Consider the following 15,996-nt stretch of genomic DNA (forward strand, 5'->3'; position numbering starts at 1 on the left):
AAAAGGGGGAAAAGGCATACAAATAACGAAAACAAAGGAAGATTCTCAGCCATGAGAAACCTTCCCCCGCTTTGATGCACCAGGACTAACGTTGATACATGGTGTCAATGTGATGTTGGTAACGTGAAAGGATCACTTTGCGGCGCAGTTTCATGGTCGGCGTGAGCTCGCCACTGTGCATGCAAAAGCCCTGTGGCAACAAGGTAAAGCGTTTGACTTGCTCAAATTTGGCCAATTCATGTTGTAAGCTCTGCAAACGCTTTTCAAACAAGGCCACGACATCGGCGTGTTTTAGCAGCTCTTTGCGATTTTGATATTCGATATTGGCCGCCCGCGCCCACTCTTCTAAGGCATCGAAGCAAGGCACAATCAAGGCCGATACAAAATGACGCGCCTCGGCCACCACCGCAATTTGATCGATAAAATGATCGCGCACCAAAGCGCCTTCCACCCGCTGTGGTGCGATGTACTTACCGCCTGAGGTTTTCATCAACTCTTTGATTCGGTCAGTGATAAATACGTTGCCCTTGGCATCAAGATACCCCGCATCGCCGGTTTTCAAAAAGCCATCCTCGGTAAAGGTGGCGGCAGTCGCATCAGGCTGATTAAAGTAACCCCGCATTACCATCGGCCCACGGACTTGAATTTCATCGTCCGTCCCAATTCGCACTTCTGCCCCTGGCATCGGATGGCCAATCGATTGGGGATCAAAGCGGGTATCGTCCCAGCAAGAAACCGTGGCGGTGGTTTCGGTCATGCCATAACCGAGCTTGACGTTAATGCCTATCGCGTGGAAAAACGCGCCGATTTCGGGGTCAAGACGCGCCCCACCGCATGGCATCAAACGCATCTTGCCACCTAGTAGCGCACGTAACTTACTGAGCACCAGCTTGTCGGCCAACGCCAATTGCCATTGCTGACACCAAGACGGAGACTGGCCGGTGCGTAATTGCGCAGCATGACGCTCACCTTGGCGCAGTGCCCATCGGAATAAATGGGGTTTGATCCCTGTGGCCCGACTGAGTTTGTCGTGGATAGCGCCATGGATTTTTTCATAAAAACGCGGTACTGCACACATTACCGTCGGTTTGACCTCGGCCAATGCATCACGCACCTGAAGCGGGTTGGAGAGATAGCAATTGACCGCCCCGCGGTGAAGGACGTAATAGCTCCATGCGCGCTCAAACACATGAGAAAGTGGCAAAAAGGCCAAAGAGACATCATCAGGGCTTAATGCCAATACTTGATCGTGCACATCCAACTGCGCCGCCACATTGGCATAATCCAGCATCACCCCTTTCGGATCGCCCGTAGTGCCGGAGGTATAAATCAAGGTGGTCAGATCGTCCATGCATCGTGCGTCAATGCGCGCGTCTAACTCGGCTTGATAGCCGCGATCGTCTTGCAATAGCCAGCTGGCCCAATCCCACACCTTGGGATGTACGGGAACCGCCGTCTCTTGACTTAGGGCAACCACCCCTTTGACGTTAGGGCAGTGTTCAAGGGCAGTAACCGCGCTCTCCAGTTGTTCGTCACCGGCAAAAATCCACTGTACGTCTGCATCATTGATAATGTGTGCGGCTTGCTGGGCGGTGCTAGTTGCGTAAATCGGCACAGGTACGGCGCGAATTTGCAACGCGGCATAGTCCAACATTGCCCATTTTTCGCTGTTCGGCGCAAAAATGGCGACGGTTTGCTGCACCTGACAGCCAGCGTTGAGTAAGCAGCGTGACAGCTGATCGATGCGTTCGCCTAGCTGGCGCCAACTAATGCTTATCCATTGCGTGTCTTGTTGGAAGCGGATTGCTTCGCGTTCATTTTGGGCGGCAATCTGATCGCGAATGCGCGTGACGATATGGTTTTGGGTGTTCACGGAGTCTCTCTTGGCTCGCCGTTTGGCGAACACATGTACGCTCAATAATGACAGCGAGTTTACCGAGCGCACCATCAAACTCAAGAGAAATTGAGTGAATGCTCTAGCAAAAATGTAAAAACGTGATTCAGCCTTGTGGAAGCAGCTTATCGGCGCGCGCCGCACATCGCACTACCGAATCAAGCGTTGCAACCTGAGTGGGTGTGGATCCATGCGCATTGATGAGCGATTAAAGTCCAAAATCGACTCCTCAACCGTTTCTGGATAGTCAACCTGAGCCCATAGATGGTGAAACAGGCTACGTGTCTGACTTAACTCTCCTTTTACCAGCCACTCCGCCAATGCTTGAGCAACATCTGGGTACCCAATCGCGCCCACCGCCGGTGCCTGCAGCCATTCACGTACCGCGCTCGCATTCAAGCTATCCATACTGTGTGCTAGCCCAAGCTGAGAAAGTGTTGCGACATTACTCAACTGTTCAAACTGACCAGACAATGGCTTTAAAAGGAGCTTTTTCCCTAAACTTAATGCCTCCGATGGAAGCTCAAATCCCCCATTTGCGATCACACCCTGGCACTGATGCAGTGCCGTGTGAAAGCTTTCTTTGCCTAAGGGCATTAGCGTAAGGTTTTCACGTTGGTAGGGGGCATTAACCTCGGGGTGAAAGCAGATAAAAGGTTGGCTAAAGCGCAACAGCAGCTCACTGACTGAAGATAAAGATTCAAAGGGGAGATACACCAGCACCGCCCTCTCCGCAGTGGACGATGCCACCGCTTTATCCACCGGAGTGGTATCAATAATTGGGGGTAAGATCGGTTGGTTAAAGTGATACCAATGCAAGCCAATGGCATAGTCGGTTGGCGCAAAATAACGCATGATCATGCGATTGATCAGCGTTTCTCCATGTTTGGGCACCGCGTGAGAAAACGCCGCTTGGTGGCTGATCGCCACCGATGGCACCCCTTGCCGGCGCGCCGCCCACGCACTGATGGGTTCAAAATCAGAGATAACCTTATCGTAACCTGATACATCAAGCTGGCGAATATCGCGTCGTAGCTGTGTAAAACGATTGTGTCGCGCGGTGGCTAACATATCAATTTTGCCATCACGGCTGACAAAGCTCATGCCGGTAAACGTGCGATAGTCACCAAATGGCGCCATATCAAAATAACGCTCGGCTGGCCGCCCCGAAAAAACAAAATCGACCTCGACATCATATCCTGCTAAGGCACAAGCCATGGCGCGGGCTCGCGATATATGCCCGTTACCGGTTCCCTGAACACCGTATAAAAGCTTCATTAAATACCTGTTATTCCGTAAAGATCGAAAGTGATACTGTGTGCCAACGTCGCGCACAGCAGCCCTAACCCAGCGCCAACCACGATATCGCTCACAAAGTGCACGCCCAGTAACACGCGCGAAATACCGATTAGGCTGGCCCAGATGAACACCAAAAGGGTTAACGAAGGAAAAAAGGTGCTCAGCAATGAGGCCATGAGAAAAGCGGCGGCCGTGTGGCCTGATGGCATACTGTAAAGATCGGAAGGCGTGATAAAGGCAGGTAACTGCGAAGGACGTGCGCGCCGAAAGCTGCGTTTAAGCACCCAATAGATCGGGAGTTCGATGGCAAAAGCCATCAATCCTGTGAGCAAAAACCAGAGCCCGACCGCCTCATGAAGCCACCATGCAGTAAAGCCAATCACCAGATAGAGTGGCCCGTCACCTGATCGGGAAACGGTACGGGCTATTTTCGCTGTGCCAGCGCTAAAGCGGTGAGATAAACACAGTGTCGACACCGTGTGGTCGAAGCGTTGAATCGCGGTAAAGCTTCTCATCCTGCCTCCCAATGCGGCGAGCTGATGGTTAAACTCTAGTCAGCCGGTATGACAGGTCGGTGACGTTATTGGGTCATCTCGATGAATTTACGTCGCCGCTTGAGCTCAGGTACGTTGGGACAAGTAAAAATAATGAAGACTGGACAAAGCCGCGCCAGAGCGCAGCACAAAAATCTAACTTTTAGTTTTAAAACCAGTTTAATTAACCAGTTTTTTACCTTTATATTGCGCAGAAAACGGGTTTTGTTTTTTTCAGATTGACGCTTTCCCCATCGCTCTGTTATTTCTGGTAACAGAATATTTACTGACGGACATCAGCATGACACTGTTTCACCTACGCCTCATCCTCCTCCTTATCGTGACCCAGTCGCGCGGGTAGGTTTTGGGCAGAAAACAGTGAATGCCAAATCTCAAAAACCCGCGCCAGACGCGGGTTTTTTTGTATCTAACGTCGCCAAAATAACATCAAGCGCCAATTAAAGAGCCCTTCAAAGCGGCCAAGCAAACACAACAGGGAGTCACCCATGAGCGAGAACAGCCAAGTCATTCTGTTTGATACCACATTACGCGACGGCGAGCAGGCGCTGTCAGCAAGTTTAACCGTCAAAGAGAAATTGCAGATCGCCCAAGCCTTGGACCGCTTGAAGATAGACATTATTGAAGCCGGTTTTCCGGTCTCCTCACCGGGCGATTTTGAATCCGTGCGCACCATTGCCGAGCACATGCAACATGCACGTGTCTGTGCCTTGTCTCGCGCGGTTCCTAAAGACATAGATGTGGCCGCCGAATCCCTCAAAGCCGCTGACGCCTTTCGTATCCACACTTTTTTGTCCACCTCAACCATCCATGTCAAAGATAAGCTTCGCCGCAGCTACGATGACGTGGTCGAGATGGGGGTACGCGCCGTTAAGCATGCACGCCAATACACGGACGATGTGGAGTTTTCCTGCGAAGATGCCGGGCGCACCCCGATAGATAATCTGTGCCGTATGGTCGAAGCGGCGATTGGTGCCGGTGCGACCACCGTCAATATCCCAGATACGGTGGGTTACACAGTGCCGAGTGAATTCGGCAATATCATTGCGACCTTGTTTAACCGCGTGCCGAATATCGACAAAGCCGTGATCTCTGTCCATTGTCATGATGACTTAGGGATGTCGGTCGCCAACTCTATTGCCGCGGTTCAAGCCGGCGCTCGCCAAGTGGAAGGCACTATCAATGGCATCGGTGAACGTGCGGGGAACTGCGCGCTGGAAGAGATTGCGATGATCTTGAAAACCCGCGCTGACTTGTTAGGCGTAGAAACAGGATTGAACCACACCGAAATTGCCCGCACCAGCAAGTTAGTTAGTCAGCTTTGCAACATGCCAATCCAACCCAATAAAGCCGTGGTCGGTGCCAATGCCTTTAGCCACTCCTCCGGCATCCACCAAGATGGCATGCTGAAAAACAAAAACACCTACGAAATCATGACCCCAGAGTCGATTGGTTTGGGCAAAAAGGCGCTTAATCTGACCAGCCGTTCCGGCCGTGCCGCGGTGAAAAGCCACATGGATAACCTTGGCTACGACCAACAAGATTACGATTTAGACACCTTGTATCAATCTTTCTTGCAGCTGGCGGATCGTAAAGGTCAGGTGTTCGATTACGACTTAGAAGCCTTGATGTTCTTCAACAACCTCAAAGAAGAGGACGACTTCTACAAGCTGAACTATTTAGGCGTGCAATCGGGCAGCCTAATGGCGACCACCAGCATCAAGTTGCAATGTGGCGACGAAGAGAAACGCGAGGCGGCGATTGGTAACGGCCCCGTCGATGCCCTTTATCAGTGCATCTATCGGATCACCGGCTATGACATTGAACTGGATAAATTCGATCTGACCGCCAAAGGGGAAGGAGAAGATGGTCTCGGCCAAGCCGACATCATTGCTAACTACAAGGGCCGTAAATATCACGGCACCGGGGTGTCGACCGACATTATCGAAGCCTCAGGTGAAGCGCTACTGCATGTGATCAATGCCATTTATCGCGCCGACAAAATCGCCCAGATTAAGGAACAATCCCACTTAAAACAGGAGACAGTATAACCATGGCCAGCGCACATCAGATTGCTATTTTGCCCGGTGACGGTATCGGCCCCGAAGTCATGACGCAAGCCGAGAAGGTGCTTGATGCGGTTAGCGAGCGATTCTCACTCACCTTGGAGCGTCACCACTATCCTGTGGGCGGTGCCGCGATTGATGCCCATGGCTCGCCGCTGCCCGCACAAACCTTGGCTGGGTGTGAAAAAGCCGATGCAATTTTATTTGGTTCAGTGGGCGGCCCAAAGTGGGAGCATTTACCGCCAACCGAGCAACCGGAGCGCGGTGCCTTGCTGCCATTGCGCAAACACTTTGGGCTGTTCTGTAACTTGCGTCCGGCACAAATCCACACTGGTCTCGAAGGCTTTTGCCCGCTGCGCGCCGACATTGCCGACAAAGGCTTTAACATCGTGGTGGTGCGAGAGCTAACCGGTGGGATTTACTTTGGTGAGCCCAAAGGACGTGAAGGTGAAGGCCGCGAGGAAAAAGCGTTTGATACGGAAGTTTATCATCGCTATGAAATTGAGCGTATCGCCCGCATTGCCTTCCAATCGGCTCAGTTGCGTAATAAGCAAGTGTGCTCAATCGATAAAGCCAATGTGTTGCAAAGCTCAATGCTATGGCGTGAAGTGGTGGAAGAGGTGGCCAAGGACTATCCGGATGTCCACTTGAGCCATATGTATATCGACAACGCCACCATGCAGCTGATTAAAGACCCGTCGCAATTTGATGTGATGCTGTGCTCGAATATTTTCGGTGACATCATCTCCGATGAATGCGCAATGATCACCGGCTCAATGGGCATGCTGCCATCTGCGAGCTTGAACGCGAGTAAATTTGGTTTGTATGAGCCCGCCGGCGGCTCTGCCCCCGATATTGCGGGTAAAAATATCGCCAACCCAGTGGCGCAAATTCTCTCCGCCGCGCTAATGTTACGCTACTCGTTAGGCGAAGAAGACGCGGCCTGTGCGATTGAGCATGCGGTCAGCCAAGCACTGGCGGCCGGTGAGCTGACCGCTGATCTGGCGGGCAACCATCCTGCCCTCAGTACCGAACAAATGGGCGAGCGTATCGCCGCCTATATCCGCCAAGGCGCAGAATAATTACCCGTAAGGATACGAGCTATGTCGAATGCAAACACCCAGCAAGGCGCCAAGACCTTGTACGAAAAAATTCATCAAGCCCATATTGTCACCGAGCAGCCCGGCGAAGCGCCGCTGCTGTATATCGACCGCCATTTGGTGCACGAAGTGACCTCACCACAAGCCTTTGATGGTCTGCGGGAAAAAGGGCGTCCGGTGCGCCAAGTGAGTAAAACCTTCGCCACCATGGATCACAATGTCTCCACCGAAACCAAAGACATTAACGCGTCAGGGGAAATGGCGCGTATCCAAATGGAAACACTGGCCAAAAACTGCGAAGAGTTCGGTGTCACTCTGTATGACTTGAATCACCCTTACCAAGGCATTGTGCATGTGATGGGCCCCGAACTGGGTATTACCCTGCCCGGCACCACCATCGTCTGTGGTGACTCTCACACCGCAACCCACGGTGCTTTTGGTGCACTGGCCTTTGGCATTGGTACCTCTGAAGTCGAGCACGTGCTGGCCACCCAAACGCTCAAGCAATCCCGCGCCCGCACGATGAAAATTGAAGTCACGGGCAAAACCGCCCCCGGGATCACTGCCAAAGATATTGTCCTAGCCATTATTGGCAAGGTCGGTCATGCCGGCGGCACCGGGCATGTGGTGGAGTTTTGCGGGGACGCAATCACCGACTTGTCGATGGAAGGGAGAATGACGGTGTGCAACATGGCAATCGAATTAGGCGCCAAAGCTGGCCTGATCGCCCCGGATGACACCACCTTTGCCTATTTAAAAGACAAGAAATTTGCCCCGAAAGGCGAGCAATGGCAGCAAGCAATCGCCTATTGGCAAACCTTGCATTCGGACGCCGATGCGCAGTTTGATCGCGTGGTCACCCTCGATGGCAGTCAAATTCACCATCAAGTGACCTGGGGCACCAACCCCGGCCAAGTGGTCAGTGTGCATGATACCGTGCCTGCCCCAGAGACAATGAACGATCCGATTGAACGTCACTCGGCAGAACGCGCATTAAAATACATGGGGCTGACACCCGGTCAAGCCATCAACCAAATCCGTATCGATAAAGTCTTTATTGGCTCTTGCACCAACTCACGGATTGAAGACATGCGTGCGGCCGCTGCGGTTGCCAAAGGGCGACGTGTGGCAGAGGGCGTGCATGCCATGGTGGTGCCAGGCTCCGAGCAAGTGCGGGCACAGGCGGAGCAAGAAGGACTGGATGTCATTTTCCGTGACGCTGGCTTTGAATGGCGTTTACCCGGCTGTTCGATGTGTTTGGCGATGAATAATGATCGCTTAGGCCCCAAAGAGCGCTGCGCCTCCACCAGTAACCGCAACTTTGAAGGGCGTCAAGGCCGTGAAGGCCGCACCCACTTGGTCAGCCCAGCCATGGCCGCAGCGGCGGCGATTGCGGGCCATTTTATCGACGTTAACCAAATATAAGGAGGCCTTATGTCAGGCATACACACTCATACCGGCATTGTTGCCCCGTTGGATGCGGCAAACGTCGATACCGATGCGATCATTCCTAAGCAGTTTTTGCAAAAAGTCACCCGCACCGGCTTTGGGCAGCACCTGTTTCACGATTGGCGCTTTTTAGACGATGCGGGCCAGCAACCGAACCCCGAGTTCGTGCTTAACCAAGCACGTTACCAAGGCGCGAGCGTCTTGCTCACCCGCGAGAATTTTGGCTGTGGCTCATCCCGCGAGCATGCGCCTTGGGCGCTGGATGATTACGGGTTTAAAGTGATTATCGCCCCCAGTTTTGCCGATATTTTCTATGGCAACTGCATCAATAACCAAATGGTGCCGGTAACCCTTGAAGAAGGCCAAATCGATGCTTTATTTACGTATGTGGCGGAAAATGAAGGCGCGACGGTAACCCTGGATTTGCCCGCCCAAACCATTCGAGCCGGTGAACACTGCTTTGCCTTCCAGATGGATGATTTTCGCCGTCATTGCCTGTTGGAAGGGTTAGATAGCATCGGTCTGACGTTGCAGCACGAAGCCGATATCTCACGCTTTGAAAAACAAATACCAGACTTTTTGGTGTAATACGCCCTCCAAGAACGCCAATAAGCGCGGTATTACCCGTACTTATTGGCGCTTCAACCCATTTTTTTCATCCTCAATGAAACCAACCGCTGACTCGCTTGGTCTAGTCTCAAAGAAGGTTTGATCGCATTAAGGACTGGCAATGCAAAAACATTTGGTAATTCTGCTCTGGTTAGTGTTTCCGCTCATCAGCCAAGCCGCGCCCAAAGCGGATTACTGGGCAATGTGGGATGCCCATAACCCTGACAGCCAAGCCACGTTTACCCATCACAGCTGGCAAGTGTTACTCGATAAGTATTTGCAATCTCAGGGGCAGCACACCTTATTTAACTATGCCGCCGTCACGGATAACGACAAAGCAACCCTCGACCATTACATTGGTATGCTCACCGCGCGCGACCCACGTACCCTGACCAAAGACGAGCAATACGCATATTGGGTTAACCTCTATAATGCGGTCACGGTAAAACTGATTATCGCCGAGTACCCGGTCCGTTCCATCACCAAACTCGGTGGGCTATTTAGCTTTGGCCCTTGGGATGATGAAGTGGTTACCGTCGCTGGCGAGCCGCTCACTTTAAACGATATCGAACACCGGATTTTACGCCCGCTTTGGCAAGATCCGCGTACCCACTATGCGGTCAACTGTGCCAGCCTTGGCTGCCCTAATCTTCAGCCACAAGCCTTTCAAGCAAGTGCACTTGATGCACAGCTCGAGCACGCCGCCTATACCTTCATTAACAGTGATAAAGGCGTGAGTCAGCAAGGGGGAAAATGGCAACTTTCCTCAATTTATGAATGGTTTGAAGCTGACTTTGGTGGCGATAAGCAAGGCGTGATCGCTCACATAAACCAGTATCGCGATATTCCATTGCCACAAGAGGCAACATTGGAATACGACTACAACTGGGACCTTAACCAACTCGGCAACTAAAAGGCTTGGTTAAACCTAAGCCAATCAGTACAATACCACCGTACTCATTGGGGAGCCTCACGGCTGAGATTGCGCACTGCGCTAGACCCATCGAACCTGATCCAGCTAACACTGGCGTAGGGATTGAGACTTGATGTTGCCATCAACTTGCCTCAACACCCACGCCCAACTTAGGAGCGTGCTGTGAAAGTTTTTACCTCTGTTCTCACTCTGGTTTCTTTATCGCTATTATCACTCGGCGCCCGCGCCGCGGACCCGCTTACTGTCTATACCTATGACTCCTTTATTGCTGAATGGGGGGCGGGGCCTAAAATTAAAGCGAAATTTGAACAGCAATGCGATTGCCAGCTTGAGTTTGTGTCTCTCGACGATGGGGCCGCCTTACTTAATCGCCTGCGCATTGAAGGAGAAACCACCCAAGCCGATATCGTACTCGGTATGGATACCAACTTAATGAAAGAAGCCGAGCGCAGTGGGATTGTTGCCGAGCACGCGGTCAATACCGAGCGCCTGCAAGTGCCTGGCGGGTGGGATAACAAATACTTTATCCCTTACGATTACGGCTATTTTGCCTTTGTGTATGACACTACTCGTTTGCTCGACCCACCCAAAAGCCTCAAAGCCTTGATTGAAGAGCGCGACGATATCAGTGTGATTTACCAAGATCCGCGCGTATCAACGGTCGGCCAGGGGCTAATGCTTTGGATCCAAAAAGTGTACGGCGATAATAATCAACAAGCATGGCGCGATCTTGCCGATAACACGATCACTGTGACCAAAGGCTGGACCGAAGCTTACAACATGTTCCTCAATAAAGAAGCGGACATGGTGCTCTCTTATACCACCTCGCCGGCTTACCACTTAGTGGCCGATGAAGACGATCGCTTTGCCGCCGCCATGTTTGAAGAGGGGCACTATATGCAAATCGAAGTCGCCGCTAAATCAGCCTATACCGATCAGCCGGAACGAGCGGATGCGTTTTTACAATTTATGCTCAGTGATGCGGCACAGTCGGTGATCCCAACCACTCAGTGGATGTATCCGGTCACCGATGTCAACTTGCCTGATGCCTTCTACACCTTGGACAAACCGCAAGAGAGCTTGCTGTATCAGCCTGATGAAGTGATGGGCAATCGCCAGCAATGGGTGCGTGACTGGCAAACCGCGCTGGTTGAATAGCCAAGATGCTCAACCCTTCTCGAACCTGGCCGGGCAGTATTGCGGCCAGCTTGGTCGTGGCTTTGATTGGCAGCGCACTCTGGGCGTTATTCTCTCACAGCCACGATTTGTCACTTGCCTCCTTATGGCAAGATACCTACTTGCGCCATGTCACCTACTTTAGTTTTAAACAGGCCGCGTTATCCGTCGTACTTAGCGTTGGGCTAGCAGTGCCAGTCGCTCATGCGCTGTCTCGCCGACAATTTCCAGTAAAGGCATGGCTGCTGAAGTTATTCGCCATGACCTTGGTGCTGCCGGTCTTGGTGGGAGTATTTGGACTGGTTGCTATCTATGGCCGTAGTGGCTGGATTGCACAAGCTTTCGCGCACTTCGATGCGGCTATGCCGTTTTCTATTTATGGCTTAAGTGGCATTTTACTCGCCCATGTGTTTTTTAATCTCCCTTTTTCCGCCCAATTAATGGTGCAAGCCTTAGAGGGGATCCCAGCCGATCAACGCCGTCTTGCTACCCAGCTAGGGCTCAAAGGCTGGCAACGTTTTAAGCACCTAGAATGGCCGTATCTACGCCAAAGCTTGCCTCATATCGTGGGGCTAGTATTTATGTTGTGCTTTACCAGCTTCGCGACTGTCATGGCACTGGGCGGCGGGCCGAAAGCGACAACCATCGAGCTGGCCATTTACCAAGCCATTCATTTTGATTTCGATTTACAAACGGGTGCTGTCCTCGCGCTGTGGCAAATGCTACTATGCGGGGCCATCGCATTTACCGTACAAACCTTGACGCGCCCGCTGCCGAGCACACCCAGTGAAGTGCTGCCGCTGCCTGCGTCTTTGGATAGCCGTGCGGCCAAGTGTTGGGATGGCCTTTGGATTGGCCTCGTTTTGCTACTGGTGTTACCGCCTCTCGGCGTGGTAATTGCACGCGGGTTGAACCCCAGCGCATTAGCGGTGCTCGGCGATAGCGCACTGTGGCAAGCAACTCTGCACTCGCTGTTCATTGCCACGGGCGCCACCACCTTTGCTTTTGTGTTAGCCGTGGCGGTGATCTTAGCCAGTCGGCACTGGCGCTTACATGGACGAAAAAAACAGGCGGATGGCATAGAAACGCTCGGTGCCATCATCTTAGTAGTGCCAAGTATCGTGCTCAGTACCGGGCTTTTTTTGCTGTTTCGCCAGTTTAGTAACGTATTCAGCTTAGCGCTGTGGCTGGTAATGACAGTGAACGCCCTGATGGCGCTGCCTTATCTTATCAAGGTCTTGAGTGCCCCCGCCTTCCAGCTCGCTCAGTCATACCATAACTTGTGCGCCACCTTAGGCGTCAGAGGCATCACGCGTTTACGTCTGATTGAGTGGGACTGTTTACGTGCACCTATTGCGCGCGGTGTCGCGGTGAGTTTTGTGTTATCCATGGGCGATCTCAGTGCCATCTCCTTATTTGGTAGTCAAAACTTTCAAACCCTGCCCCTGTATTTGTTTCGCTTAATGGGCAGTTACCAAATGGAAGCGGGCGCCGCCGCGGCGATGCTGTTACTGCTCACCAGCTTAGGATGTTATGCCCTACTGACGCGCCTTATCCAATGGAGACACGCATGTTAACGCTTTCCGATGTTCAGTATAGTTACCAACAAGATTGGATGACCTTTGATGCCCATATCGCCCCTGGAGAGATTGTGGCCGTGCTCGGGCCCAGCGGGGCAGGTAAAAGCACCTTACTATCACTGATTGCCGGGTTGATTGCCCCTGATAGTGGCGAGATTGCTATTGATGGTAAGCCAGTGACAACAACCCCCGCCCACCAGCGGCCACTGTCTATCTTGTTCCAAGAGCATAATGTCTTTACCCATTTGTCGGTGTTCGACAATATGGCGATTGGCTTATCACCATCACTGAAACTCACCGCTACCCAACGGGAAAACATTGAACAGGCAGCGCAATCGGTCGGCTTAAGCGACTATCTCTCTCGCCTGCCCGGCCAATTGTCAGGCGGGCAACGACAACGTATCGCACTGGGTAGAAGCATCGCACGAAACCAACCTTTATTGCTGCTCGATGAGCCCTTCTCCGCACTCGATCCCGCGCTAAAAAAAGACATGCTGATGCTAGTTAAGCGTACCGCCGAAGCGCAAGGCACTACCGTGGTGATGGTGACTCACCATCCCGAAGACGCCCAAGCCATCGCCTCTGAGTTTCTTTATTTGGATAACGGGCAAGTCCGCCTGCATTGTCCTGTCGAAACCCTCGAGACCCCACCCGCGATAATGCAAGGTTATATGGGCAAGACGGACGAAGAGTGATGGGTGGCGCCACTTGGATTGACTTCTATACTAAGGAAAACACGGAAGAATCCAAGGAGGCGCCTTGTGGCCGCCAGCAGCATCCAGATCCTCGACTCGATTGTCGACTTTACCGCTAAAACGGAAGTCGATGCGATTACTAAAAGCTTGCTGACCTCAATTACCGAGCTTACCCCAGTGAGTGAAGTGGTGCTGCTTGATTACTGCGCCGATATGCAGCCTGCCTTCACGGTATTAGGCACCAATGACAACAGCGCTTTTCAGCAAGAGAACATCCATCAAATTGACGCGCTGCTTGCAGAATGCCTAGCGACACAAGCGGTGACTCAACACCATACCAATGATCATGTATTGATTGCTGTCCCCATTTATTACGAGAAAGAAGAAGGTGTGAACGGTGTTTTATGCGGCCGCGCCACAGATCTCAGCCAGGAACAACGTGCTCTAGTGGCAGGATTGACGCGTATTTACGAGAACTATCAGCAGATTATCATGGCCAGCGAGCGTGACAGTTTCACCAGCTTATTTAATCGCAAAGTCCTCTCTAAAAAGCTGGATCTTATTTGTGATCGCTTAGCACAAAGCGAGGCGACGTCCGACATTGACCCCGACAGCTCGCTCTCACCTTGGGTGTGTATTTTCGATGTTGATCACTTTAAGCAAATCAATGATAACTTTGGTCATGTATTTGGTGACGAGGTCATCTTGTTATTGGCTTCATTGATGCGCCAGACCTTCTCGTCACAAGACACCTTGTTCCGGTATGGCGGCGATGAATTTGTGGTGCTGTTTCAACCCTGCTCGCGGGCGATGGCAGAGCAAAAAGCCAACACCTTTATTGCTAATGTCAACGCTCGAGACTTTGGTGCCGCTCAGACCGTGACTATTTCCATGGGCGCGACACGGATTGAACGTGGACAACTCAGTACCAGCACCATCTTAGGCAATGCGGATCAAGCGCTCTATCACGCCAAACAAAACGGTCGTAACCAGGTCGCTTTTTATGATGACTTACTGCAATCTGGGGTGATAAAAACCTTTGTCGCCGAGGACGATGTTGAATTGTTTTAGCTCATGGAGAAAGGTGGCGGCCTGATGACCACCACCTGATACCCACTACAAATTCTCTTCGGCAAATTCAGCCAACCGACTACGCACCACGCCATTGAGGTATACGCACGCACTGCCTTCAAAGTTTTTAAACCGCTCGACAATGTAAGTCAGCCCTGATGTCACTGGGGTTAAATACGAAGAATCAATTTGCGCTAAGTTCCCCGAGCACACCAGCTTGGTACCCTCCCCACATCGGGTGATAATGGTTTTAAGCTGAGAGGCAGTCAGGTTTTGGCACTCATCCAGAATGACAAACGCGTTTTGAATCGAACGACCACGCATAAAGTTAATCGATTTAAACTGTAGATTGGCTTTCTCCATGATGTACCGCATCGAACCATCAGTGCACTCGTCATGCATGTGCAACGCTTCTAGCGTGTCGGTGACGGCCCCAAGCCAAGGCAACATTTTCTCTTCTTCAGTGCCCGGTAAAAAGCCGATCGACTCGCCAATATCTGGGGTATTGCGGGTCACGATAATCTTGTCATACATCCCTTTTTCGACCACTTGTTCAAGGGCCGCTGCCATCGCCAGAATGGTTTTACCACAGCCCGCCGGACCGGTGAGGATCGCCAAGTCAATGCTCGGATCCAGCAACGCATCCATTGCCATGCCTTGGTAGATATTTTTCGGTTTCACATCCCACGCGGCGCGATGCATCAATCGCTCTCGGCTCAGATCTTTAATCACCGCTTTATCGCCATCAATGGCTTGCACTCGCGCGGCAAAATCGTCACTGTCATCCAACAGGTATTGATTAACAAACGGGGTATCGAGGAGCTCTGACGGCAACGTATGCAGGGTCTCTGTGCCATAGGCTTGACTATTGCACTCACCCACTTTATCCCAAAAGCTACCTTCAAATTGGTGGAAACCCTTGGTCAACAATCGTACATCATCAATCAACTGGTCGGTGCGATAATCCTCCACATGCATCACCCCCGCCCCTTTGGCGCGAAGACGCATATTGATGTCTTTGGTCACCAACACCACTTTACGTGGCGAGCGTTTGGTTTGTAGATATAACACCGCATTGAGTATGCGGTTATCACCCGCTTTATCCGCGAAGGCATGGACCGTTTCTTTGATCTCAAAATCAGCGAGAATCGATACCGTGCCAGTGGCATCCCCTTTGCCAACGGCAATACCCTCGCCAATTTCGTCAGGAGTAGCCTCTTTAAAAATATCTTCCAAGGCGCGGATCGCCACACGCGCATCCCGTGAGACATCACGCTTGCTGTCTTTGATGCGGTCAAGTTCTTCGAGGACAGTCATGGGGATCACGACATCGTGTTCTTGGAAAGAGTAAATCGAGAAAGGCTCGTGGAGGAGAATATTAGTATCAAGTACAAACAGCTTCCGGTCGGCGTCGCCCATAGGCACCTCCTGTGTCGGCAGTTCACTGTCGGTGACAGCGCTTAAAATAAGCGTAGACCTGGCCGTTGGGATGCGCCCAACTTGTTTTACTGCGCCAGCTCACGCTTTTATCTTTGCCGCCCATTAATGACGTTTGTATGTCAGCGTGACCTT

At 51.9% G+C, this 15,996-nt stretch carries 13 protein-coding genes and 1 riboswitch; of the genes, 9 read left to right on the forward strand and 4 right to left on the reverse strand.

What is annotated here, in order from left to right; translation table 11 throughout:
• Positions 1–85 precede the first annotated feature (85 nt).
• From EHW58_RS09090 to EHW58_RS09100, 3 genes are all read right to left on the reverse strand, one after another.
• Positions 86–1,873 (reverse strand): long-chain fatty acid--CoA ligase, encoded by a 1,788-nt coding sequence (locus EHW58_RS09090; protein ID WP_370517155.1) that lies wholly within the window; start codon positions 1,871–1,873, stop codon positions 86–88.
• Between the two features lie 171 nt (positions 1,874–2,044).
• Positions 2,045–3,172 (reverse strand): MJ1255/VC2487 family glycosyltransferase, encoded by a 1,128-nt coding sequence (locus tag EHW58_RS09095; RefSeq protein WP_152796042.1) that lies wholly within the window; start codon positions 3,170–3,172, stop codon positions 2,045–2,047.
• Positions 3,172–3,708 carry a phosphatase PAP2 family protein gene (locus EHW58_RS09100; RefSeq protein WP_152796044.1) on the reverse strand — a complete coding sequence of 179 codons (537 nt, stop codon included), beginning with the start codon at positions 3,706–3,708 and terminating at the stop codon, positions 3,172–3,174. Before EHW58_RS09100 ends, EHW58_RS09095 begins: the two co-directional genes overlap by 1 nt.
• A gap of 524 nt (positions 3,709–4,232) precedes the next feature.
• On the opposite strand from EHW58_RS09100, the gene leuA reads away from it, so the two are divergent.
• From leuA to EHW58_RS09145, 9 genes are all read left to right on the forward strand, one after another.
• Positions 4,233–5,795: a 2-isopropylmalate synthase gene (gene leuA / locus EHW58_RS09105; protein WP_152796046.1), complete on the forward strand. Its 1,563-nt coding sequence runs from the start codon at positions 4,233–4,235 to the stop codon at positions 5,793–5,795.
• Between the two features lie 2 nt (positions 5,796–5,797).
• Positions 5,798–6,892: a 3-isopropylmalate dehydrogenase gene (gene leuB, locus EHW58_RS09110; protein WP_152796049.1), complete on the forward strand. Its 1,095-nt coding sequence runs from the start codon at positions 5,798–5,800 to the stop codon at positions 6,890–6,892.
• 21 nt (positions 6,893–6,913) lie between these two features.
• On the forward strand, positions 6,914–8,335 hold the full coding sequence (gene leuC / locus EHW58_RS09115) for a 3-isopropylmalate dehydratase large subunit (RefSeq protein WP_152796051.1): 1,422 nt from the start codon (positions 6,914–6,916) through the stop codon (positions 8,333–8,335).
• Positions 8,336–8,344: 9 nt separating this feature from the next.
• Entirely contained in the window at positions 8,345–8,947 is a 603-nt protein-coding gene (gene leuD, locus EHW58_RS09120) for a 3-isopropylmalate dehydratase small subunit (protein ID WP_077606379.1), read from the forward strand.
• Positions 8,948–9,089: 142 nt separating this feature from the next.
• Positions 9,090–9,881, forward strand: a complete 792-nt coding sequence (locus EHW58_RS09125) for a DUF547 domain-containing protein (RefSeq protein ID WP_152796053.1) — start codon at positions 9,090–9,092, stop codon at positions 9,879–9,881.
• A 38-nt stretch (positions 9,882–9,919) separates the two neighbouring features.
• A riboswitch (TPP riboswitch) is annotated at positions 9,920–10,021 on the forward strand.
• 43 nt (positions 10,022–10,064) lie between these two features.
• Entirely contained in the window at positions 10,065–11,060 is a 996-nt protein-coding gene (gene thiB, locus EHW58_RS09130; RefSeq protein WP_077606381.1) for a thiamine ABC transporter substrate binding subunit, read from the forward strand.
• 5 nt (positions 11,061–11,065) lie between these two features.
• The gene (gene thiP / locus EHW58_RS09135; protein ID WP_152796055.1) at positions 11,066–12,655 is read left to right on the forward strand and encodes a thiamine/thiamine pyrophosphate ABC transporter permease; all 1,590 of its coding nucleotides are present in this window, start codon (positions 11,066–11,068) and stop codon (positions 12,653–12,655) included.
• Positions 12,649–13,353, forward strand: a complete 705-nt coding sequence (gene thiQ, locus EHW58_RS09140) for a thiamine ABC transporter ATP-binding protein (protein ID WP_152796057.1) — start codon at positions 12,649–12,651, stop codon at positions 13,351–13,353. The genes thiP and thiQ overlap by 7 nt, the downstream gene beginning before the upstream one ends.
• A gap of 66 nt (positions 13,354–13,419) precedes the next feature.
• Positions 13,420–14,424: a GGDEF domain-containing protein gene (locus EHW58_RS09145; RefSeq protein WP_077606384.1), complete on the forward strand. Its 1,005-nt coding sequence runs from the start codon at positions 13,420–13,422 to the stop codon at positions 14,422–14,424.
• 45 nt (positions 14,425–14,469) lie between these two features.
• On the opposite strand, the gene EHW58_RS09150 is transcribed toward EHW58_RS09145, so the two are convergent.
• Positions 14,470–15,843: a PhoH family protein gene (locus EHW58_RS09150; RefSeq protein WP_046074270.1), complete on the reverse strand. Its 1,374-nt coding sequence runs from the start codon at positions 15,841–15,843 to the stop codon at positions 14,470–14,472.
• Positions 15,844–15,996: the final 153 nt, after the last annotated feature.

It is taken from the genome of Salinivibrio sp. VYel1, from assembly GCF_009377945.1.
Classification (GTDB): Bacteria; Pseudomonadota; Gammaproteobacteria; order Enterobacterales; family Vibrionaceae; genus Salinivibrio; species Salinivibrio siamensis.